Here is a 24263-nt window from a genome sequence, read left to right as displayed (position 1 = left end):
TATAAAATCATACAAATAATATAACAGAATAAATACATATACAATAGTAAGAAAACTGAGTAAAACTCAGTAAATTATAGTACATATGAGAGGAAGTTTTATATATGGGAAAAACATTGGTGCTTGCAGAAAAACCATCAGTAGGGCGTGAGCTAGCAAAAGTATTAAATTGTACTCAAGGTGGAAATGGGTATTTGATGGGATCAAAATATATTGTAACTTGGGCGCTTGGGCATTTAGTAACACTTGCTGGTCCTGAGGACTATGATGTAAAATATAAAAGCTGGAAAATGGAAGATCTTCCTATGCTACCAAAGGATTTAAAACTGGTGGTTATTAAGGAGACGGCAAAGCAATATAAAATTGTACGTGAACTACTTAAGAAATCAGATGTAGATGAGCTAGTTATTGCTACAGACGCAGGGCGTGAAGGAGAACTAGTAGCACGTTGGATAATTCAAAAGGCAGGATTTAAAAAGCCTGTAAAGAGGTTATGGATATCATCGCAAACTGAAAAGGCTATAAAGGAAGGCTTTGCAAACCTTAAACCAGGAAGAGATTATGAAAATCTATTTTGGGCAGCGCAATCAAGAGCAGAGGCCGATTGGCTTATAGGTCTAAACGTAACTAGGGCATTAACTTGTAAATATAATGCTCAATTATCAGCAGGAAGAGTACAGACACCGACCTTAGCGCTTATTGTTGATAGAGAAAATGAAATAAAAAGATTCATTGGAAAAGACTACTGGACGGTAAATGGTAAGGTAAATAATTTTACAGTTCATTGGTCAAGTAAAAACGGAGACTCACGTACATTTGACAAGTCAAAGGCAGAAGATGTAGTGAACAGGGTAAATAATCAAATGGGCACTGTTGTAGAGCTAAGTAAAGCATCTAAAAAAGAATTGCCTCCACTTGCGTATGATTTAACTGAGCTTCAAAGAGATGCAAATAGAAAATTTGGGTTTTCAGCAAAACAAACTCTTAATATAATGCAGAAATTATATGAAACGCATAAGATACTCTCTTATCCAAGAACAGATTCTAGGCATATTACTACAGATATTGTACCAACGTTAATTGATAGGTTAAAGAGCATTGCTATAGGACCATATGAGAAAGCAGCTAGAAGCATAATAAAGGGTAGAATACATACTACAAATAGACTTGTGGATAATAATAAGGTATCGGATCATCATGCTATAATTCCTACTGAGGAGCATGTAGATTTATCAAGACTAAACAAAGAAGAAAAGAGTATTTATGACTTAGTTATAAAAAGATTTTTAGAAGTTCTAAGCCCAGCTTTTGAGTATGAGCAAACTACTGTGAAAATAAATGTTAAAGGTGAAAGTTTTTCTGCAAAAGGAAAAATAGTTAAGTTAAAGGGCTGGAAAGAAATAAGCAGTTCAGAGGCGAGCGAAGACAAAGATCAATCACTTCCAGAAATAAAAAAAGGTGAAGCAGTTAAACTTACTTTAGTTAAATCTGTGAATGAGAAAACAAAGCCACCAGCTAGATATAATGAAGCAACGCTGCTTACAGCTATGGAGCATCCAGGAAAAGATATACAAGATGAGAGTTTAAGAGAAGCTTTGGATAATACTTCAGGCCTCGGAACATCAGCTACAAGGGCAGATGTAATTGAAAAATTATTTAATATTTTCTATATGGAGAGAAGAGGCAAAGATATATTTCCAACCTCAAAAGGAATACAGCTAATAGGTTTAGTTCCACAGGAATTAAAATCGCCAGAACTTACTGCTAAGTGGGAAAAACAACTTCAGCTTATAGGTAAAGGAAAAGCTAATTCCATGAATTTTGTAAAAGATATGAGGGAATATGCAGTAAAACTTGTAAAAAACGTTGCAGCTTCTGGAGAAGTATATAAGCATGACAACGCTACAAGAATGAAATGCCCTGAGTGTAGTAAATATCTTCTTGAAGTTAATGGTAAAAGAGGGAAGATGCTAGTATGCCCAGATAGGGAATGTGGATATCGTAAAGGTGTATCACAAGTTTCTAATGCGCGTTGCCCTACTTGTCACAAGAAAATGGAGATAAGAGGAGACGGGGATAATAAAATTTTCACTTGTGGTTGCGGCTACAGAGAAAAACTTTCTGCATTTAATAAACGCCGCGATAAGGAAAAAAGTGCTTTAGGTAAAAAAGATGTTAGTAAATTCTTGAATCAGCAGAATAAAGAAGATGAACCAACTGGTAATTCTGCAATGGCAGAGGCATTTGCTAAGCTTAATTTAAAATAGTAAAAAACAGTATGTGAAGTATTTCCTCTAAAATAGAGCCTGTATTAAGGCACTCAAAAGGATATTTTTATTTAGACATTAAAATCGTTTAAATTTCAATATAAGACAACGTTAAACAAAATATTACAATATACTTTATTTTATTACTATGGTATACTTGAAATTATACAGATGTACATATACTATAATCGAAATATAAAGGGGCGTGGATTATATGTTAGCATTAATTGGCGGTATTGTTGTAGTAATTATAATATTAAAAGTTCTTGGTATTTTTTAGATATTATTAGTTGCTATAAACATTGATTTAAATAACGTTTAAGTAAAGTGATTTATACATAAAAATTAACATTAAACGAGGTCGATATATATGGGATTTGCACTTCAGATTGGTGGAGGTATGATTCACATATTAATTGTAATTGCTGTAATAATCTTTGTATTTGATTTAGTAACGGGAAAAGGACGACATTAACTAATTTGTCGATTTAATATTTGAATTCTAATTAAACATCACAATTTTATTAATTGTGATGTTTTTTATTTTACTAAAAATCTGATCCTTTGTTTAATTAATTTGTTATTTTATAAGCTATAAATATTAGATTAACAGTGTAATGTAATCCATAAGATGATTATAGTTAATTATTAAAATATTTTGTAGATTAAACATGTATAGATAGGTTATAATGTTGTAAAGATAAGAGGTGTATTTATGGATAATTTAAAAAATATAAGATGGAAACAACGATTTGAAAATTTTGATAGATCATACAAGCTGATGGCAAAATATTCAAAACAAGAAATAACTTCAGAATTAGAAAAAGCAGGTATAATTCAATTTTTTGAAATGACATTTGAATTAGCTTGGAAGGTATTAAAAGATTATTTAGAGGTTGAAGGTTATGTTGTAAAAAGTCCGAGAGAGACAATTAAGCAAGCTTTTCAAATTGGGTTAATAGATAATGGTCATGTATGGATAGACGCATTAGCCAATAGAAATCTAGCTACACATACTTATGATGAAGCGTTAGCTTCTAAGATGGCAAAAGAAATAGTGGAAATATATTTACCAGAACTTAAAAAGATGTATGAAAAATTATCGGAGGAATTATAGTATGTTTGGATTATTGCATACAGATATTGAGTATATTAAAGATACAATATCAAAATTTGGAACTATAGAAAAGGCAATAGTATTTGGAAGTAGGGCTATGGGGAATTATAAAAAGGGCTCAGACGTAGATATAGCTATTTTTGGGAAAAACATATCAACAGAAGATCTTTTTAAGTTGAATGATGTATTAAATGAAGTTAGCCCATTACCCTATTTTTTTGATATACTTCAATATGAAAATATATTAAATGATAATCTTAAGAAGCATATAGATGACAAGGGAAAGATTCTATTTGAAAAAACGTAATATTAAGTTGACATCCTTAGTTATTATGACTGATTAATTATCAATGGTTACATCAACTGTTCGGGGGGGATATATATTGAAAAGCAAATGTAAAGGTATACTTATAATTCTAATATTAACAACCGTAGTTAGTGTTCTTGTTGTGGGATGTTCTAGTAAGAAAAATTCAGTAAGTGAAAGCAAGTCTAATGTAGCTATTTCAAATGATAATGGTGGGTTAAGTGGAAGTGGTACTGAGGGTGTAACTGGTAATGTGCCAAAAGGTGATTCTAAGCCAGAGGAGAAACCAAAGGATGCTTTGACTAGTTCTTTAGACGGACAAGGCAAGATAATAAGAAATGGAAGTATACAGATGGAAACAATAAGCTTTGATGATGCATTAAAGAAAATTTTAAGCAAAACTACTAGTGTTGGGGGATATGTTCAAAGTTCTAATGTTACAGGTAGCAGCATTGCAGTAAAGTCAAAGACAGATGAGGAAAGTAGAACAGGTGAGTTTGTATTAAGAATTCCTAAGACTAAATTTGATAGTTTCATATCAGATATTGGAAGCCTAGGAAGTATTACAAATCAGAAAATTACAAGTGACGATGTAACAGCAACATACTTTGATACGCAGGCACATTTAAAATCATTAAATATTCAAGAGGAAAGACTGCTAGTACTTTTAGAGAAAACTGGTGAACTTAAAGACATAATAGCCTTAGAGAAGGAGTTAACTGACGTTAGATATCAGATCGAAAGTTTATCAGGAAGTCTTAAAAAATGGGATAATTTAATAGATTATTGCACATTGAATATACAGATATCAGAGGTTCATAAAATAAAAGAAAGTTCAGTTTCCTATGGAGATAAAATTGCAAATGGATTTACTTCATCAATTAAATCATTAATCGATTTTACTAAAGAATTTGTTGTAATTGTATTTGTATTATTACCTTATGCAGTTGTTTTATCAATATTATTTTTAATAATTAGGTATGTTTATATACACATAAAGAAATAAAATTAGATATAGGAAATAGTTTGCGGGAAACGTGGATAACTTTTTTATAGTTGAGAGTAGTGTTGCTAACAAATATTTTTACACGCAAAAAAAGTATATATTATGTATAATGCATTGAAGCGAGCTTTAGAACTTCTTATTTTATTTTTAATTAGGCTGCGTTTAGAAAAATATATGTTTGAGCGACAGCGAGTTTATATTTTTTAGCAGAGTAATTAAAAATAAAATTAGTAGTTCTTAGCGAAGTGAATGCATTAATAGTAATATATACTTTTTTTAGGTTTTCTATGTTTAGACATTATGTTAATATCTCCTCAAATATGATTTTTCAAACTCATCAATTGCCTTTAACTTTCCTTTTATTTTAAGGGAAATTCTATATTTTTCACATAAATCCACTAAGTAATCTTCAATGTATTCATCTCTGATATAAACTGTTTTTGGTTTGCCATATTGCATCAAATAATTAATGAAAATACCGAAAATATTTTGAACAATTTCATCTTTAGGAGATAATGTGGTCTGATCAATAAGTAGGCCAGTCTTATGGTCTGCAATAATTAACAAATTACCTAAGATAGGTTTTTCGAATTCTTTATCGTTAACTATAATATTTAAATACAAAGTATCTAGTTCAATTTCATTATTGGTAGTCTTAAGTTTACTTAATCTTGCCAGCAATAATTCGTCGTTTATAACTAAATTCATACGAATTCTTTGAGGAATATTTTCGGAAGATTCATAAGTCAGCCATAATTGTAACTCAGTGTCATAGTTTCTACATAAAATATTTCCATTCTCAAAGTTTACTTTTGTTTTACCTTCAATAAGATACCTTAATGCTATGTAAAGCTGCTGGAATACATATGTAAGTTGAACTACCTGGAGTTCGTCTAAAATGTACGGTACATATCCAGTTTCAAAGGATCTAAAATAAATCCATTCATCTTTACCTCTAAATTTCAAGCCTAAATTCTTAATGATCTTTAGCTCTTTGCTTGTCAATTCATCACGGTATCCAAAATAGCACATTAAATTGTTTTGATATCGGATACATTGTGGTGAAGAAATTTGTTGGTTTTTAATAATATGGTAGAAGCCATTTATTGCATCACATCCTTCATAAACTCCAATAGCGATACAATCTCCAGCCTTACCCATAACACTACAGAAAAAAGGTTCCTCGTATTCCGGAAGTAATATTTTAGTCAAATCTACATCCCATAAATCATTCCATGGTTTTAACTTTTTTAATTTAATTGCTACATCATATAGCAATCTCCATTGATCTAAACTTGCTTCTTTTCTCATAATTGATCAATCCTCTCAATAATTGAAATTTACATACAAACTATCATTAACATTTAACAAATTATAATCCTCTATTGTTATATAATTAAACATTTATACACCTCTTTCTTTAATTATATAACTATAGAAATTCCTTTTTCATCTCCATTATCTAGATTGAGAAATGCAATTGGTGTATCATTTTCTAGTGCGGTATACAAAAATGATAGTAAATGATGAAATTCAGGACGAGTTAAATGATTATCCTCTATGTTTATAAATTCAAGTTTAATATTTAGAAGAATATTATATGTAACTATACAAATAAACATGAAGCCACTAAGTTTAGGCAACACGTTTATTTGTTTTAAGTCAAAGTTCTATCTAATAGGTTATTTTATTGTTGTTTAAATTCTGACCAAATTAAATCATAATCTTTAGATGCACTACCAGCATCCTCTAAATGTTTAGCTTTAGTGAATTCTTCATTAGGAACATAAATAGCTTTGTTATCAAGAACTGATTGTGGCATAAATTCTTTAGCTGCTGTAGTGACATTAATATATTCTATACTAGTTGTAACTTCACTACTTATTTTACCATCAAGTACATAGTTTATAAATTTTTGGGCATTTTCCTGATGTGGTGCTTTTACAGGTATTACTAAATTATCTGTTCCAAATTGCATACCTTCTTTCGGATAAACAATTTTAAACTTTGGATTTCCTTTAAGTGCTGCTGATGCTTGTGATCCCCACATAACTCCTATATTTGTATCTCCATTAATTAAGCTAGTCATTGGTGTATCAGCATCAAACACTTTAACGTTAGGTCTTAATGTTTTGAGTTCTGCTTTAGCCTGGGCAAGTTTTGCTGGATCCGTTTCATTGATGCTGTAACCAAGTTTTGTTAATGCCATTCCTATAACAGATCTTGAGTCTTCTAATAAAACTACTGAACCTTTTAAAGATGGGTCCCATAAATCGCTTATTCCTTTAATATCTATTTTCACTTTATCAGGGTTATAAACTATCATTTGGCTTCCTAGTGAGTAAGGCACTGAATATTTATTAGTCTTATCGTAATATTGATTTAAATAAGCCTTATCTAAATTCTTATAATTAGTAATTGCAGATGTATCCATAGGTTTGAGTAATACATTTGTCTGTTTTGCCATAATTTGAACCATATAATCTGAGCAAATGACTACATCATATTGGCCACCTTTAGATGCTTGTAGTTTTGCAAACATCTCTTCGTTTGTTGAGAAGTTGCTATAATTAACCTTGATTCCTGTGCTTTTTTCAAAGCTTTTAACAACAGTATCAGGAACATAATTTGCCCAAGTATAAATATTAACTATTTTTTCAGTATTAGTCTTTGCCGTATTTGATTTTGAGCAACCAACAAGTGTTGAGCCCATAATTGAGACGGTGAGTAAAATAATTAGTGCTTTAAATCGTTTTTTTAACATATAAATCCCCCTAATTTTTTTATAAGTGTAAAACTTTGTTGTAAATGTATTTTATTCGTCTTTTTTAAGTTTTATTCCTTGTGATAATATTAAAATAACAAAAGTTGTAAGTAACATGATTGTACTCAATGCGTTTATTTCTGGAGAAAGTCCAAATTTTAGCATTGAAAATATCTTGATTGGCAGTGTAGTACTTTCTGGTCCACTTATAAAAATATTTATGATTACGTCATCTAGTGATAAAGCAAACGCAAGCATGGACCCCGAAATAACTGCTGGAAAAATAGATGGAAGCGTAATTGTTCTAAACACAGTAAGTTTTGAGGCACCTAAATCCATTGCGGCATCTTCAATTGACATGTCAAAATCCGCAAGTCTCGACTTAACATTTATAAGTACAAATGGTATACAAAAGGTTGTATGTGCAAGTACTAATGTAAATATACCAAAATCCAATTGAAGTATTGAGAAAAATACAAGTAATGATATTCCCATAATTATTTCTGGGATTACAATTGGGATATAGAGAAGTGAATCTATAATTCCTTTTCCTTTAAACTTATGCCTTTTTAGCCCAAGAGCTCCAATTGTTCCAATTACTGCTGAGATAATAGTACTTAAAGTTGCAATGGTTAAACTATTTAAAAGTGCAGTGAGTACATCGTCATCATTAAATAACTTAGTGTACCAATCAAGAGTAAATCCACTAAAAACTACATTTGACTGGGCTGAATTAAAAGAGTACATAATAATTATTGCAAACGGAACATATAAAAATGCGAAAATACAAAATATATACGTTCTTTCTAATACTTTTGATAACTTTGAATCCATTAGAACACCTCCGCGTCTAATTTTTTACCAATAATTTTTACGTAAAATAAAATTAAAATTAAGGATATAAAAATCATTACAATTGATAATGCTGCGCCAAATGGCCAATCGTTTGCTTGTAAAAATTGATTTCTAATAAGATTTCCAATGAGCATTACATTGCTTCCACCCATTAGGTCTGGTATGAAAAAGAGTCCTACAGAGGGTACAAACACTAGAATGCAACCAGCGACTATCCCAGGCATAGTTAGAGGTAATGTAACGTTTATAAAAGTCTTCCAGCTACTAGCCCCAAGATCTTTAGAGGCTTCTATATAAGATTTATCCAGTTTATCTATTGAATTATAAAGTGGAAGCACCATAAATGGAAACATTGTATATATCATTCCAATCATTACTGCTCCATAGGAATATAACATCTTTAATGGTTCTTTAATAATCCCAGTTATAAGTAGTATATGGTTTAATGACCCATTGGTACTTAAAATTACAATCCACCCATAAGTACGTATTAATGAATTAGTTAAAAAAGGTGCCATTATTAAAAGCATTATTGCAATTTTGTATTTTTTTAGCTTAGTAGCAAAGTATGCAAAAGGATACCCAAAAACCAAGCTAAATAACGTTGTAACAAATGCTACTACTATAGAGTCCCAAAACACCTTAACGTATAATGAACTGGCCATTCTTGTATAATTCGAAATTGTTGGTATATAGACTATGGAACCATCATCACCTCTTTGCATAAAACTGATAAACACAATATACAAAAGGGGCACCGCAACGAAGAAAAGCATCCAAAATGATATTGGTCCTATAGTTAAACCCTTTAAAACATCAATCTTTTTCTTTCTCATTTTTTCACCTAACCTTCTTCTACTATAACTACGTCTTCAGGTTCGAAGGACATCCAAACCGTGCTACCTATTTCTATTAAATCCTTCTTTTTATCATAATCGTAAGCTATAATTTCTAGTCCACTTTCAAGTTCCATAGTAGTTTTAATAATAGATCCGATATAGCTATGTTCCTTTATTATTGCAATAAGTCCAAATTGTGGTTTTAATGTACTATATTTAATGTTTTCAGGTCTTATTAAAATATAACTTTCTTTATTTCCAGAATTATCATAATCTTTATAGTCTACGTTCATATCATTTTCACCGAAGTGAACAGATATTTTTTGTTCGTCAATTTTTTTTATTTTAGTCTTAATTAAATTAGATTCTCCAATAAAACTTGCTACAAATTTTGTTTGTGGTCTCTCATAAATATCTTCAGGGGTGCCTATCTGTTCTATAACTCCTTCATTCATAACTGCTATCCTATCTGACATATTAAGAGCTTCCTCCTGATCATGGGTAACATATACGAAGGTAATCTGTAACTTTTTCTGAAGTTTTTTGAGCTCAACTTGCATTTGCTTTCTAAGTTTTAAATCAAGTGCGCCTAAAGGCTCGTCTAGTAGTAATATTTTGGGCTTATTTATTAATGCCCTACCTATTGCAACTCTTTGTTTTTGACCACCGCTTAATTGGTCTGTTTTTCTTTTTTCATATCCATCTAACTGCACTAAGCTAAGCATTTCTCTAACTCTTTTTTTTATTTCTACCTTATTAACCTTTCTAATTTTTAAAGCATAGGCTATATTATCAAACACATTCATGTGTGGAAATAATGCATAATTTTGAAATACTGTATTTACATTTCGTTCATTAGGCTGTTTGTTTTCAACATGACTACCTTCAAGCAGGACACTACCACTTGTTGGATTTTCAAAACCAGCTATTATTCTTAAGGTTGTTGTTTTCCCACAACCGCTTGGGCCTAGTAACGTTAGAAACTCACCTTTTTTTATAGATAGCGATATATTCTTAATGACTTCTTGATTTTCAAAGTTTTTTATTATATTGTCCATTTCTAATATGATTTCTGACAATTTCTAAGTCCCCCCCGTATTTTTTATACTTAAATTAATAATTTTTAAAATTACTTACTTTCTATAATACCATAATGTTCTATATTTTATGATATTTCTTGATTTAAAATAATAAAAATAACACAATGTACAAGCTATAAATTATACATTGTGTTATTTTAAATTTGGAATAATTATTATGAGCAGGTAAAAAGGCAATAAAAAAAGACTAATAAAAGTCTTTTTTTATGTGCTAAATATTAGTTTGTTATAAGGTTAAGTGGTGTGTCAGAATTACTTATGTCGCTTACGCTAGAAGCAACTGATGTTTGATTAGCATCGACACTTGATGCTAAAGGTGTTAAATTTTCAATTACAGCATCTCTAAACTGATCTGGTACATTATGAATTGTTCTTAGTCCTGCCTTTACAAGCCTATAATACATATCAACCATTTATATACTTCCTTTCACTAATAAGCATTTTGAAATAGAGTTAGAATATTTATCGCAGCTTAATTATTATTAAATTTATTATTTAGCCACGAATAGACGAACGCCCCTATAAACGTTTTCAAAATTCTCCATTTTGAACTAATAAGATGGACTTATAGTATATTATTTACATAATTAATTTAAATATACATTTTTATGAAATTATTTTCTTGATATATATATATTATATAAAAGAAGATAGAAATAGTTCCTAAATATTAAATATAAGCGTATTAACTATAAATATATGTAATTATGACAAATTACGACATGATTTCCATTAATAAAAAAACTGTAAACATAATTTAGATGTTAGTATAGGTATACAAAGAAAAAATAATGCTTTGTATATTAAAATTAGAAAAGTGAGGTACAAAAGATGAAGAAAACTTTAAGAGCATTAATATTATCAGTAGGTATTTTAGCAACAACAGGAATAAGTACAGCAGTGTACGCACAAGATTTTAATACCGTAAGTTACACAGTTATTACAGGAAGCAACCTTCAGCAGATATGTGCTAAGTATGGAATTCAACTTCCAGCGTATTTAACAGTTAAGCCTCAGGTAAAGGCACCTACAAAGGTAGTTCCTGCGAAGGCAGCACCTACTAAGACAACACCTGCTAAGGAAGCAACATCACCCGTTAAGGCAGCGCCAACACCTGTCAAGGAAGCACCAACGCCTGTTAAGGAAGCACCAGCGAAGGCAACTCCAGTGGAGGCTACCCCTACAAAGGCAACTCCTAGTAAGACAACAACAGCACCAACTTTATCTGCAGATAATAAATTAGAAAAAGAAGTAGTTACACTAGTTAATCAGGAAAGATCAAAACAAGGACTAGCTCCATTAAAAGAAAATGTTAAGCTTTCGAATGTAGCTAGAACAAAGTCAGAGGATATGGCGAAGAATAACTATTTTTCTCATACATCACCAACTTATGGATCACCTTTTGATATGATGAAACAATTTGGTATAACATATACAGCAGCTGGTGAAAATATTGCTATGGGTCAGCCAACTGCGGCCTCAGTAATGAATGGTTGGATGAATTCTCCGGGACACAGAGCTAATATTTTAAGTAAGAATTTTACTGAAATAGGAGTGGGACTAGCTAAAAACACTAATGGATCTATTTATTGGACTCAACAGTTTATTGGAAAATAAGTAGCTAAATACATATCTGTGTTTCTTAATATTGGAGTTTACAATATAAGAAACACAGATTTTTTTATGGAATAAAATATTAAGTCATGACATATAGTAGTGATTATAGATAACAGAATTTGCACTAAGTTAATATATGATAAATAAAATGTATGTTACACTTAGTTGTGTGATATTAGAAAGGGAGTAATCCTTTTTAAATATCTATAGGTGTAGATAAGATAAAAAATATATGTTAATTGTACAGATTTTGGAGGAGTACAATAAGTTAGAGAGAGTGATGGAGTGAAATTTTTAGATAACATAGAAAATGGAAGCACTAATATTAAAAGAATGGGAATTATTAAAGCTATATGTGTAATGGTTCTTTCAATTTTATTAGAAGCGCTAGGACAAATGCCAGTTGAGTTTTTAAATTTATTTTCTGGACGATTTGAAAAGGTAGTACCTTATGTAGTTTTTGTTTTCGGGGTACTGGTTAAATATTATGTTATCATTATTTTATTCAAATGGCTTAGTAACAAATCAGATGAGCAAAAAACTAAACATTACTTAAATCTTAGTGATTATGTTTATGCAGGGCTTATAATTATAGCTTTTCGTTTGATATTTGATAACAGCGTAATCTTTTGGGTTAGTAATATTTCTATGCCAGATTTTATAAATGAATCCTTTAGTGATCTTTCTGTTTCACCAATTATATTAATGCTTAGTGTTATGGTGGTATCACCTATATATGAAGAGATTATTTTTAGAGGGATATTGCTAAAAGGGATGTCCAAAAAAATAAATCAGGGTATAGCACTTGTTGCCTCTGCATTATTTTTTGCATTAGTACATATGAATGTTCCTCAAGGAATAAATGCATTTTTTTTAGGTCTAGCTCTTGGCTCTATATATTTAAGAACAGGATCAATTTATTTAAGCATATTTGCCCATTTTGTAAATAATTTTTTAGCACTTTCGATTTCTTCAATGTTTTCATTAATAGGTGGAAAGTATGCTATAGAAATTCATGGATTGTTTCTACTAGTAGGAGTTATACTTTTAGTTATAGTTTATGGTGGGTCTAATTCAAATAAAACTAACATTAAACCAAAAATATATAAAAAACATATGGAAATGTAGATATTTTTATTATGTTAGAGTGAAAATAAAACAAAATTTTATTAATAAACAAGAAACCTCTAACTTAACATGTTAGAGGTTTCTTGTTTATTTTCAGTATTCATCATATTTATCAGCTCCAGTTTTTTATTAAAATATAAGTGGTAAATTTATGGAATATGAGCATATAACTAAAATATAATGAATTAATATTAAAAAATAATTAATTGGGCAAGATAGTTTATGTGTAGCACTTAATAGTTATTTGGGAGATTTAAGAAAATTTTAAGGTAACATTAATCAATTTTTAATAATAGTAGAGTACAATAAATATATAAGCAAAGTTACATTAGTTAGGAGTGACTAGAATGCCTACTATAAATATGCTGTCTTCAGCAGATAAATTCAAAGGTCAAGGGGTGGGGTCAGCTTACCTAGAACAAGTAAATTTAGTTCAAAATGGATTAGATAAAGAATATAAAGTTGTAATAAATAAAAAAGCGATGACTGAAATAATGCATTATCATACTATTGATATAAAGCATTATTTAAGTGTGCCATTTGCTAAAAGAAAGGGTGTAACTGTATGTTATGTGCACTTTTTACCTGAAACTATTGAAGGAAGCATTAAACTACCTAAATTAATTAGACAAATTTTTTATAAATATATTATAAGTTTCTATAAAAAAATGGATTATTTGGTTACAGTAAACCCTAATTTCATATCAAAACTCGAAGCTTACAATATAAATAGAAAAAAAATAACGTACATTCCTAATTTTGTTTCAACTGAAAAGTTTTATGATGTTTCAATTGAAAATAAATATATTGCAAAGGAAAAATTGAAAATTCCAAGGGATGCTTTCGTTGTGCTCGGAGTAGGTCAGGTACAAACTAGAAAAGGTGTACTTGATTTTATTAGTATAGCTAAAAAACTTCCTAATATACAATTTGTTTGGGCAGGGGGGTTTTCTTTTGGGAATATTACTGATGGTTATAAGGAACTGAAAAATAAAATGGAAAATGCACCTAAAAATTTATTATTTACAGGAATAGTTGAAAGAGATTTGATGAATGATATATATAATGTATCTGATGTGCTTTTTATGCCATCATATAACGAGCTTTTTCCTATGTCTATACTTGAAGCAATGAATACTCACACTCCAATATTGTTAAGAGATTTGGAGCTGTATGAGGATATATTATTTGATTATTACTTAAAGGAACATGATAATGAAGGGTTCATTCGGGTTATTGAAAAGTTAAAAAATGATTTAAATTATTACAATCAGGCTAAAGATAAGGCAGTGCGGGGACATAATTTTTACTCTAGAGAAAGTGTGCTTTCTATGTGGAAAGATTTTTATAACAAGGTATCTAAGGTAAAAGGTAGGTAATCTAATGAAAAATTATAAATTTAATTTCATTTTGGGTATAACTTCGGTAATTATATTTGTATTGCTAATTATATTCACTCATGGGTGGATGGATTTAATTCATCAAATGAATAATTTGCAAATTAAATGGATAGTTGCTGCAGCTCTTTCAATGGTATTATATTGGAGCTTTGAAGCTAAAACGTTACAAACTATTATATCTTTAACAAAAAAAGACTATAAATTTAAAAAAGCATTTAAAGTTACTATGATTGGACAATATTTTAATTCGATAACGCCATTTGCATCTGGCGGTCAGCCAATGCAATTATATTCGCTGGTAAAACAAGGACTAGGAGTAGGTAGTTCTGGTTCAGCTCTTATGATTAAATTTATTATTTATCAAGCAATTTTAACTATTTATTCCTTAGTGCTTATACTTTGGAAAGCAAGTTTCTTCAAAGCGAGAATGAGTAATTTATTTTATTTAATTGGGATAGGATTTGCGATAAATGCTGGTATAATTATATTCTTGATTGTATTCTCTAAATATAGAAAACTAACACATAAATTAATAACATTTTTATCTAAAATATTAAAAAAGACTAAATTAGTAAAGAATATGTCAAAATTAGAAAACCGTATTAATGACAATTTAAATCAATTTCATGACAATATGGAGATAGTAAATAAGAGCAAGGCATTAATGTTTAAAGCTGTTATTTATACAATATTTCAGTTAACAATAATTTTTGTTATTCCTTATCTTATTTATCTTAGTTTCGGTATGAGAAATGCGAATATTGAGAGTATGATAGCTGGAACTGCTTTTGTAATGATGTTAACGGCGTTTATACCATTACCTGGAGCCGTGGGTGGAGCAGAAGGGGCCTTCTTTATGTTCTTTGGTTTGTTTTTTGCAGCTAATAATATACTGGCTGCTATATTGTTATGGAGAATGATTACATTTTACTCTTGTATAATCTTTGGTTTTTATGCATTTATTAAGAATTAAGAAAGGCCCGTAAATGCATATGATTTAGATGATCTTAAGAAAATTATAGTATTTGAAGGGGACTGATTATGAATATTGGAATTTTTACTGATGCTTATTATCCACAAGTAAGTGGGGTAGTTACTTCTACTATGATACTGAAAAATGAATTAATTAGACTAGGGCATAAAGTAACTATTATCACAGTAACTCACCCAGATGTAGAGGAGCGGGAAGGTATAATTAGATTGCCTAGTATACCGTTTTTCCTTTTACCTTCTCAAAGAGTTGGGATGATATATTCTCATAAAATTATGAGTAGAATAAAAAAATTGGATTTGGATTTAATACACACACAAACAGAATTTAGTGTAGGGATATTTGGAAGAATAGTGTCTAAAAGATTAGATATTCCTGTGGTTCATACTTATCATACTATGTATGAGGATTATATTCATTATGTGTCCAAGGGTATAATGCTTAAGCCCGCTTCGCAATTTGCAAAGCAGGTAAGTAAACTATATTGTAGGGATTGTAGCGCTATAATAGTACCAACAACCAAGGTTAAAGATGCACTGCGTCATTATGGGTTAAGACGACATATAGATGTAATACCTACAGGAGTTGATATGCAGCCGTTTGAAAAAAACAATTACAATGAGGAACTTATTAGAAATGAAAAGAAATCTTTTGGGATAAATGAAACGGACCCAGTTGTATTATTTATCGGACGGATTGCAAAAGAAAAAAGTATAGATGTAATAGTGAATAGTATGAAACCACTAATTGAAAAAATGCCTAATTGCAAACTACTAATGGTAGGTGATGGGCCGGAACGTGAAAACTTAGAAAGTCTTTCTAAAGACCTAGGAATTGAAAAGTCTGTAATATTTGCAGGCGAAAGACCTTGGGCAGAAATAGGCATGTATTATCAAATGGGAGATGTGTTTGTGGGTGCGTCCTTAACTGAAACACAAGGATTAACATTTACTGAAGCAATGGCGGCACAAATTTTAGTGGTAGCAAAGTATGATAAAAATTTAGATGGTATAATTGAAGATAATGTTAACGGAAGGATTTTTTATGAAGATAAAGATTTAGAAGGAATATTATTTGATATTTTGAGTGATAAAGGTAAATGTTCGTTTATGGTGGAAAATGCTTATGGCGGAGTAGAGTTATTGTCATCTAGGCGTTTTGGAGAAAATGTTGAGAGAGTTTATATGGAGGTTGAAAAACAAAGTTATATGCTAGCTAATCAGAAAGTAACATAACATAGTTAAGAAGGTGGAGATTATTTGTATAATCCATCTTTTTTTTGGTTTCATTAACGTTGATGTAGCTAAAATTATAAATATTATTCCGTTTATGTAGAAAAATGGTCGTTTAAAGCTGTTTATATTGATATATAAGAATATAATGGTAAAATATTAAGGTGAGCATGATATGTGAGTGCTTAATATGTATTTATGGGGGAAGAATTTATGAAAAAGAAACATATTATTTTTATTAGCATTATTGGTTTAATAATAATATTTGGTATTATTGCTTATGTTTTTAAAAACAATAAAGATTTAGCTTCAAGTAAAAGTGAATCGATAGCTTTATATACTATACCAACCAGAGAAAAAGTATTTGTAAATGGTATTATTGTTCCCGAAAAAACTGAGAACATATACAAAGACGAATCAAAAGGAAGCATAAATAAGGTTTCTATTACTGATGAACAAATAGTAAAGAAGGGAGCGGCTCTTTTTACATATAAAAATGATTTGATTACAGATCAAATAGATGAGGCGAACCAATTGCTTACTACTAGTAATAAGCAGAAAAAGAAATTACTTGATAAACAGGCAGATGCGAAAACACTTTTATCAAAGCAAAAGGCAGATGCAAAAAAGCAAGTAGCAAAGCAAGAGCGAGCAGCAGAAAGTCAAAGGAAACAAGCGGCAGCACAAGCAGGTGTTGATATTGCTAGTGCTCAAAGCGTTCCTGTAGATAGTGCTTCAATCGTTGCATCGCTCACAGCGAATACCGAGGCTTTGCTTAGCAGCTATCCAGATCAAATAGATGCTGCGCAAACTCAAATTGACACCGCTAGCAATCAGGTTAAAAAGCTAAAAGCTAAGGAATTCGCTTATATTACAGCACCTATAGCTGGTAAAATAATTTTAAGTGATACTAATGATATGACAAAACCGTATATTACAATTGAAGCGACTACGTATTATGTAAAAGGAAGTATTAATGAAAAAGATCAGACAAAGCTAAAGGAGAATCAACAAGTTGATATACTTATATTTGCTACTAATAAAACCTTAACTGGAAAGGTGAAAAGTGTAGGAAAGAGTCCAGCATCTGGGGGAGAAGCGGCGGCAGCGCAAGCTACCACAGGTGGTTCTTCTATATCTTATTATGATGCAAATGTGTCACTAGATTCTCAAGAAAATATTGTTAACGGTTTTCATGTACAAGCTACAGTAAGACTTGAAGGTGAAGAGATAAAAATACCTAAGAGTTCATTGCTTGAGGAAGCTGGCAAACAATATGTGTTCAAGGTTGTTAATAAAAAGTTAACCAAATTAGCAATTACTACTAAAAAGGGTACGGATACAGAGGTTATTGTGCTTAGTGGCTTAAAAGAAAATGACAGTATAGCAAAAACTGCTAAAGACATGAAAGAAGGTATTTCTGTTGAGTAATCTTATTGAGCTTACAAATATTAATAAATATTATAAGTTAAAGGACTCTAAATTACATGTATTGAAGGATATAGATTTAATTATAGAGCAAGGAGAATTTGTTATGATAATGGGGAAATCAGGTAGTGGAAAAACTACACTTTTAAACCTTCTTGGTTTCCTTGATCATTTTGATAACGGGCAATATGAATTTAATGGCAAGGATGTTACTCACCTTAGTGAAAATGAAAGATCAGAAGTTAGAAATAGTAATCTGGGATTTATATTTCAACAGTTTCACCTTATAGATTCATTGTCTATTGGTCAGAACGTTGAACTTCCTTTGCTTTATAAAGAAAATAGTGATATATCTAAAAAAGAAAGAGCAAATAGGGTAGAAAAGTATTTAGAGATTGTAGGACTCCTTCATAAAGAGAAGCAATCACCTTCACAGTTATCAGGAGGACAACAGCAGCGTATTGCAATAGCAAGAGCGCTTATTAACAATCCTTATGTGATTTTAGCTGATGAGCCAACAGGTGCTCTAGACAGTAAAACCAGAGAGGAAATTATGAATATATTAAAGAAACTTAATGAAGAAAATAAAACAATAATAATGGTAACACATGATCATGATTTAACTAAGTATGCTAGCAAAGTAATCCATCTAAAAGATGGAGTGATAACAAAGGTGGATTAGATATGTCTATAATAAATTTAATCAAAACTTCAGTATACAGTCTAAAATCACATAAATTAAGAGTTTTCCTCACAATGATAGGAATAATCATTGGTATAAGTTCTGTAATATCCATTATGTCAGTTGGTAATGGGCTAAAGGTAAAAATGAATGAATCTATGGCTGACACCGATGCAAATAAAATAAATATTACTTTTGAGCAAGAGAACTTAGAAGCGGATTTGAATTTGATTGAACCCTTTAGCAAATCGGATTCGTATTATCTTAAGAATGTGGACGGGGTAGAGAAGGCTGAGGCTGCTGCTCAGGGAATGGGTGGAATGAATTTCACATCAGGTGAAGGCTCATATTTTGATAAAAATACATTTATAATGTTACAAGATTATGATGAGAAAGAAATAACAGTTAAGTATGGTCGTTCTCTTAAAAAAGATGAAAATTCTAAAAAGTTAATTATGTTGGACTTCGTTGCAGCAGAGGCCCTTTTTAAATCTCCAGAGAATGCAATAGGTTGTGGAATAACAGTAAATGGAGTAATCTATGAGGTAGTAGGAGTTTTAGAAAAAGCGGGTGCATTTTCTCTAACCGGTGGAACTAGTTATATTTCAAAGGATTCAAGTGATGATATGAACTCGGATAACGCTATTTCAAGCTTAGATGTTTATATTAAAGCTGGTTACGACAAAGAGAAGGTTTTTGAAGGCATAAAAAAGAAGCTTATGGAATCGCATTCGAATATAAAAGGTGAGTATAAGCTTCAGGACCCTCAGGCAACAACTAAGATCTTTGAACAGATTATTGGTTATTTAACTGCTTTCGTAGCATTAATTAGTGGTATTTCCTTATTTGTTGGGGGAATAGGGGTAATGAATATAATGTATGTTTCTGTAACGGAGCGGAAACGAGAAATTGGTATTCGAAGAGCCATTGGAGCAAAACCTAAAAGTATATTGCTTCAATTTCTTATAGAAGCAATTATGGTAACAGGCCTTGGTGGGTTACTTGGCATATTATTCGGATTTATTTTTTGTAAAATAATTGGTATATTTATGCCATTCCCTCCAGTTATGAGTCTAGCAAGCGTTATAGGAGCAACTGCAATTTCTGTTATTATTGGAATAGTTTTTGGAATTATTCCAGCAATTAATGCATCTAAAATGGATCCAATTAAGGCAATTTACAATTAGTCATCTCCTGCGGAGCTGCAAACAGCTCCGCAGGAGATGCATTGACGACTTCGGAAGGAGATTTAAACTCCAACTTATAGAAGTGGGAGACTTTCCTTCTGAAATGTAATTAATATTATTAAAAAAATTTTGGTGAAAGCCATTATTATAAAAAAATAGATTTTATAGGGGGAAATATTATGGAAAATATTCAAAAACCAAAAGTCGGAGGGTGGATAAAAACATTGTGTATTCTTCAATTGATTGGCAGTGTACTTTCATTAACAGGTATAAGCAACTACTCTAAAATAGATGACCTTAACGTCACGACTGATGCAGCAAATAAAGCCTTGGGTAAAGCATTTCAGATTCCTCAAACCACGACTTTAAGTATAACTATTGGGTTGGTATTAGCAATAATATTAGGCGTAAGTATTATTTTGATATTAATGAAGAAAGAATTGGGGATATATATTTATTTTACTGTTGTAGTGGCACAAATAGTATATACAATTGTTAGAAGTGGATTTACCTGGTTTATACTCGCTAATTTGATAATGCCTATACTTATGGGTATATTTATTTGGAAGAAAAAAGAAATATTTAGTATGGAAACAAAAAATATAGAAGCGTAATATTAGTAAAAATTTAAAATATTAATTAAGCCCCCTTTTATGGAAACAACAATAAAAGTTGTTTTCATAAAAGGGGGTAATTTTATTTTAAATTTAAATAGTGAAATTATATAATATCTTATAAAAATTAATTATTTAAGGTGAGTAAATAATATTATATATGGTAAAATAAGAAAAGAGTTATAAAATGAGAAAAATATGAAAGATTGGAGTGGGTAGAAATGAAAATACTTTATTATGATTGTTTTTCAGGTATTAGTGGGGATATGAATTTAGGAGCATTGGTAGATTTAGGTGTAGATAAGAAATATTTAATAGATGAGTTAAGTAAATTAAATTTAGATGGATATGAAATAAAAGTTTCAAGAGGTGTAAGAAAAGGAATAGAGGGTACTAAGGTAGATGTAGTTTTAATGGGACATCATCATGAACACCAACATACAGAGGGAACTAACGAACATCATCATGAGCATTCTCATAGTGATATGCAAGGGGTTAATGAACATGAACATGGGCATATTCATGAATATGATGAAGCTGGACACTCTCACGTACATATTGAGGAGAGTAGTGCTACACATGAACATAGAAATCTTAAAGATATAAATGAGATTATAGAGTCTAGTGAATTGAGCTCTAAAGTAAAAGAATTAAGCAAAAAAATGTTTGTGAAGGTTGCAGAGGCTGAGGCAAAGGTTCATGGGAAAACCTTATATGAAGTTCATTTCCATGAGGTAGGCGCAGTGGATTCTATTGTTGATATAGTTGGAGCTGCCATTTGCTTAGACAATTTAAATGTTGATAAAATAATGAGTTCCTCAGTAGAACTTGGTGGTGGATTTGTTAAGTGTGCACATGGACTTATACCAGTACCGGCACCTGCTACAGTTGAAATTTTAAAGGGAATTCCAGTAAAGCTTGGAGCTGTACCATTTGAAACTACAACACCTACAGGGGCAGCAATTCTTGCAGCCAACGTATGCGAATTTAAAGATGATAATAATTTTATAATAAATAAGATCGGCTATGGAGTAGGGAATAGGGATACAAAGATTCCTAATGTATTAAGAGCTATGTTAGTAGAAGAAATAGACAAGTCAGTAACTGATAAAAAGTTACCTGGAGAGGGACATAAAACCGAATATGATAGTGAAATAGCCCAGGAAATTATTGAATGTAATATTGATGATATGAATTCAGAACTGTATGAATATATTATTGATAAGCTTTTTAATGAGGGAGCTTTGGATGTTTATCTAACACCAATTATAATGAAAAAAGGAAGACCGAGCATAAAGATAAGTGTTTTATGCACTTTAGATAAAGTAGAAAAGGTGAGGGAAGTTCTCTTTAGAGAAACTACCACATTGGGAACACGAGATTTTGAAGTACATAAAACTATGCTTCAAAGGAAATTTATTAAATTAAATACTAGTTATGGTGAAGTTACTGTAAAAGAAGCTTACTACAAGGGTGAAAAAATAAAAAGTAAATTAGAATATGAAGAATGTAAAAAAATTGCTAAAAGTAGTGGTATGTCTATAAATGAGGTATATGAAAAAATAAAAAGCGAAATATAAGGTTATGTAAAAATCAAAAGATTAAATTCTATTTTTAAGAAGGTGGGAAATATATGAATTCACAGGAAATGAAGGAATTTCTTAAAAACATAAAAGCTGGGGATATATCTATTGATGACGGAATTGATAAATTAAAAGATTTGTCGTATTCAGATCTAGGATTTGCTAAAATAGATAATCATAGAGAACTTAGAGTTGGATACCCAGAGGTTATATATTGTGCAGGTAAAACTACTGAGCAGATAAAGGACATTGTTAGTTTAATGCTTACCAAAAATGTAAATATCCTTGGTACAAGGGCATCTAAATTAATGTATGAAGGGGTAAAAGAAGTATGTGGTGATGCCCAGTACAATGAGCTTGCAAGAACAATTGTAATTAAAAGAAAAGAAGTGGAGATTCAAAGTACATATATTGCATTAGTAACTGGCGGAACTTCTGATATACCAGTTGCTGAGGAAGCGGCGATTACAGCTGAAATTTTTGGGAACAGGGTCGAAAGAATTTATGATGTAGGGGTAGCAGGTATTCATAGACTATTTGAAAATTTAGATGTTATACGCCGAGCTAAAGTAGTTATTACTGTAGCGGGAATGGAAGGTGCATTAACAAGCGTCGTTGGAGGACTCGTTGATAAACCAGTCATAGCAGTACCTACAAGTGTAGGCTACGGAGCTAGTTTTAATGGACTTGCCGCACTTCTAAGCATGTTGAATAGTTGTTCTAGTGGGGTTAGTGTTGTGAACATTGACAACGGCTTTGGAGCAGGGTATTTGGCAAGTATTATTAATAAATTATAAGGTATAAAAGAATTTATTAGGGTGGATTACAAATGGAAACAAGTATGAATGAGGTAGTTAATGTTAATAAATTTAATATGAAAATAAGTATGAAATCTCTTTATAGTCACTAGAGATTTCATGCTTTTTTATTAAGCCAATTCATTATTATAGACACTCTCATAAACTTTAAGAGTATTTTGCGCAGTATTTTGCCATGAAAATTCACTAGCCCTTAATAATGCTTTAGAACTAAGGTCATCTCTTAGACTTTCATTTCCCAGTAAGTTACCTATAGCCATTGATATCTCAGTGATATCATAGGGGTTTATTAAAATGCCACCATTACCGACAACCTCTGGAATAGATGTAAGGTTAGATGCTATTACAGGGGTACCACAATTCATAGCCTCAAGGGGTGGAAGTCCAAAACCCTCGTAAAAGGATGGATATATGAAAGTATCACAAGAGTTATAAAAAACAGGTAAATCCTCTTCTGGTACAAAACCAGTAAAAATAACGTTAGATTCTATTTTAAGCTGGCGTACAAGTTTTACTAGATTTTGACTAGGGTCTCTATAACCACCTACTATAACTAAATCATAATTTTTACTTAGATCCTTATATACTTTAGAAAAAGCAGTTATTGCAGAGGCGACATTTTTTCTTTCGCTAAAACCACCTAGGTAGAGTATAAATGGCTTTGTTAAATTATACTTAGTTTCTAGAACACTTTTGCAGTGAAGTTTATCCAAAGGAGTATATTTTTTATCTGCAGCTAAGGGTGTTACAAAAATCTTTTTTTCGTCTATTGGAAAAAATCTAAGAATGTCTCGTTTTGAAAATTCAGATACAGTTATTATTCCATCACAGCCACCCATAATTATAGGCATTTCTTTTAAAAATTTTAATAAATATCCTCGTCCAACTGTTTCTGGCATAACATATGGAATTAAATCGTGTATTGTGACTATCTTCTTGCAAAATATATCCGGGGAAAAACCTATACCGTTTTGGGGCATATGATATATGTCTATGTTCTCATTTTTTATGTTTTGGGGAAAATAATAATCTTCAAAAAAACGTTGGTGTTTTTTGGAGGTAATTATTATTTTACAGTTTTCTTTTTTTATACTTTCGTAATTATTACCTGACCAAAAAACATGGTAACTGTTTATAGAATCTATGTTGACCAAATTTTTAAGTATATTTTCTGTATAAGTTCCTATCCCGGTGCCGCTATATAAATTGATGCCCCTAGCATCAATTGCGATCTTCATAGGTTTCACTCCTTCAAATTATTAAAAAAACCTTATATTTATAAAAAATCTCTTCAAAAAGATAATATATATTAATATACTATTTTACAT

The 24263-nt window shown here is 30.8% G+C and carries 24 protein-coding genes; 16 read left to right on the top strand and 8 right to left on the bottom strand.

The window, feature by feature from the left end; translation table 11 throughout:
- Positions 1-104: 104 nt before the first annotated feature.
- From ACREVX_RS11445 to ACREVX_RS11425, 5 genes are all read left to right on the top strand, one after another.
- On the top strand, positions 105-2267 hold the full coding sequence (locus ACREVX_RS11445) for a DNA topoisomerase III (protein WP_431544312.1): 2163 nt from the start codon (positions 105-107) through the stop codon (positions 2265-2267).
- Positions 2268-2637: 370 nt separating this feature from the next.
- On the top strand, positions 2638-2742 hold the full coding sequence (locus ACREVX_RS11440) for a DUF5670 family protein (protein ID WP_431544311.1): 105 nt from the start codon (positions 2638-2640) through the stop codon (positions 2740-2742).
- A gap of 240 nt (positions 2743-2982) precedes the next feature.
- Entirely contained in the window at positions 2983-3384 is a 402-nt protein-coding gene (locus ACREVX_RS11435; RefSeq protein ID WP_431544310.1) for a nucleotidyltransferase substrate binding protein, read from the top strand.
- A gap of 1 nt (position 3385) precedes the next feature.
- Positions 3386-3691 carry a nucleotidyltransferase domain-containing protein gene (locus ACREVX_RS11430; RefSeq protein ID WP_431544309.1) on the top strand — a complete coding sequence of 102 codons (306 nt, stop codon included), beginning with the start codon at positions 3386-3388 and terminating at the stop codon, positions 3689-3691.
- 76 nt (positions 3692-3767) lie between these two features.
- Complete coding sequence (locus ACREVX_RS11425) at positions 3768-4697, top strand: DUF4349 domain-containing protein (protein ID WP_431544308.1); 930 nt, start codon at positions 3768-3770, stop codon at positions 4695-4697.
- Between the two features lie 303 nt (positions 4698-5000).
- Here the strand turns inward: ACREVX_RS11425 and ACREVX_RS11420 are convergent, their stop codons facing one another.
- The 7 genes from ACREVX_RS11420 to ACREVX_RS11390 form a co-directional block, all read right to left on the bottom strand.
- Entirely contained in the window at positions 5001-6008 is a 1008-nt protein-coding gene (locus tag ACREVX_RS11420; RefSeq protein ID WP_431544307.1) for a DUF7309 domain-containing protein, read from the bottom strand.
- A 113-nt stretch (positions 6009-6121) separates the two neighbouring features.
- On the bottom strand, positions 6122-6319 hold the full coding sequence (locus ACREVX_RS11415; RefSeq protein ID WP_431544306.1) for a hypothetical protein: 198 nt from the start codon (positions 6317-6319) through the stop codon (positions 6122-6124).
- A 65-nt stretch (positions 6320-6384) separates the two neighbouring features.
- Positions 6385-7461: a polyamine ABC transporter substrate-binding protein gene (locus ACREVX_RS11410; protein WP_431544305.1), complete on the bottom strand. Its 1077-nt coding sequence runs from the start codon at positions 7459-7461 to the stop codon at positions 6385-6387.
- 51 nt (positions 7462-7512) lie between these two features.
- Positions 7513-8295 (bottom strand): ABC transporter permease, encoded by a 783-nt coding sequence (locus ACREVX_RS11405; RefSeq protein WP_431544304.1) that lies wholly within the window; start codon positions 8293-8295, stop codon positions 7513-7515.
- Positions 8295-9152 carry an ABC transporter permease gene (locus ACREVX_RS11400; protein WP_431544303.1) on the bottom strand — a complete coding sequence of 286 codons (858 nt, stop codon included), beginning with the start codon at positions 9150-9152 and terminating at the stop codon, positions 8295-8297. Before ACREVX_RS11400 ends, ACREVX_RS11405 begins: the two co-directional genes overlap by 1 nt.
- A gap of 8 nt (positions 9153-9160) precedes the next feature.
- Positions 9161-10234 carry an ABC transporter ATP-binding protein gene (locus tag ACREVX_RS11395; protein WP_431544302.1) on the bottom strand — a complete coding sequence of 358 codons (1074 nt, stop codon included), beginning with the start codon at positions 10232-10234 and terminating at the stop codon, positions 9161-9163.
- A gap of 239 nt (positions 10235-10473) precedes the next feature.
- Positions 10474-10668, bottom strand: coding sequence for a CD1375 family protein (locus ACREVX_RS11390; protein WP_431544301.1), 195 nt, complete (start codon positions 10666-10668; stop codon positions 10474-10476).
- A gap of 418 nt (positions 10669-11086) precedes the next feature.
- Here ACREVX_RS11390 and ACREVX_RS11385 point away from each other — a divergent pair, with 418 nt between their 5' ends.
- The 11 genes from ACREVX_RS11385 (at position 11087) to larB (ending at position 22914) form a co-directional block, all read left to right on the top strand.
- Complete coding sequence (locus ACREVX_RS11385) at positions 11087-11872, top strand: CAP domain-containing protein (RefSeq protein ID WP_431544300.1); 786 nt, start codon at positions 11087-11089, stop codon at positions 11870-11872.
- A gap of 285 nt (positions 11873-12157) precedes the next feature.
- A complete protein-coding gene (locus tag ACREVX_RS11380; RefSeq protein WP_431544299.1) occupies positions 12158-13000 on the top strand; it encodes a CPBP family intramembrane glutamic endopeptidase in 843 nt (280 codons plus the stop codon).
- Between the two features lie 347 nt (positions 13001-13347).
- A complete protein-coding gene (locus ACREVX_RS11375; RefSeq protein WP_431544298.1) occupies positions 13348-14379 on the top strand; it encodes a glycosyltransferase family 4 protein in 1032 nt (343 codons plus the stop codon).
- 4 nt (positions 14380-14383) lie between these two features.
- The gene (locus ACREVX_RS11370; RefSeq protein WP_431544297.1) at positions 14384-15373 is read left to right on the top strand and encodes a lysylphosphatidylglycerol synthase transmembrane domain-containing protein; all 990 of its coding nucleotides are present in this window, start codon (positions 14384-14386) and stop codon (positions 15371-15373) included.
- 68 nt (positions 15374-15441) lie between these two features.
- Positions 15442-16626, top strand: a complete 1185-nt coding sequence (locus ACREVX_RS11365; RefSeq protein WP_431544296.1) for a glycosyltransferase family 4 protein — start codon at positions 15442-15444, stop codon at positions 16624-16626.
- Positions 16627-16836: 210 nt separating this feature from the next.
- The gene (locus ACREVX_RS11360) at positions 16837-18054 is read left to right on the top strand and encodes an efflux RND transporter periplasmic adaptor subunit (RefSeq protein WP_431544295.1); all 1218 of its coding nucleotides are present in this window, start codon (positions 16837-16839) and stop codon (positions 18052-18054) included.
- Positions 18044-18733, top strand: a complete 690-nt coding sequence (locus tag ACREVX_RS11355) for an ABC transporter ATP-binding protein (protein WP_431544326.1) — start codon at positions 18044-18046, stop codon at positions 18731-18733. The genes ACREVX_RS11360 and ACREVX_RS11355 overlap by 11 nt, the downstream gene beginning before the upstream one ends.
- Positions 18734-18735: 2 nt before the next feature.
- Positions 18736-19920: an ABC transporter permease gene (locus tag ACREVX_RS11350; RefSeq protein WP_431544294.1), complete on the top strand. Its 1185-nt coding sequence runs from the start codon at positions 18736-18738 to the stop codon at positions 19918-19920.
- Positions 19921-20099: 179 nt separating this feature from the next.
- Positions 20100-20534: a hypothetical protein gene (locus ACREVX_RS11345; protein ID WP_431544293.1), complete on the top strand. Its 435-nt coding sequence runs from the start codon at positions 20100-20102 to the stop codon at positions 20532-20534.
- Between the two features lie 221 nt (positions 20535-20755).
- Positions 20756-22114 (top strand): nickel pincer cofactor biosynthesis protein LarC, encoded by a 1359-nt coding sequence (gene larC / locus ACREVX_RS11340; RefSeq protein ID WP_431544292.1) that lies wholly within the window; start codon positions 20756-20758, stop codon positions 22112-22114.
- Positions 22115-22167: 53 nt separating this feature from the next.
- Positions 22168-22914, top strand: a complete 747-nt coding sequence (gene larB, locus ACREVX_RS11335) for a nickel pincer cofactor biosynthesis protein LarB (RefSeq protein WP_431544291.1) — start codon at positions 22168-22170, stop codon at positions 22912-22914.
- 131 nt (positions 22915-23045) lie between these two features.
- On the opposite strand, the gene ACREVX_RS11330 is transcribed toward larB, so the two are convergent.
- Complete coding sequence (locus ACREVX_RS11330) at positions 23046-24173, bottom strand: glycosyltransferase family 4 protein (RefSeq protein ID WP_431544290.1); 1128 nt, start codon at positions 24171-24173, stop codon at positions 23046-23048.
- Positions 24174-24263 lie beyond the last annotated feature (90 nt).

Source organism: Clostridium sp. (assembly GCF_050717545.1).
In the GTDB taxonomy this organism is placed as follows: Bacteria; Bacillota; Clostridia; order Clostridiales; family Clostridiaceae; genus Clostridium_AD.
Note: the sequence above shows the minus strand (reverse complement) of the source record. Positions and strands in the feature narration are given on the sequence as shown.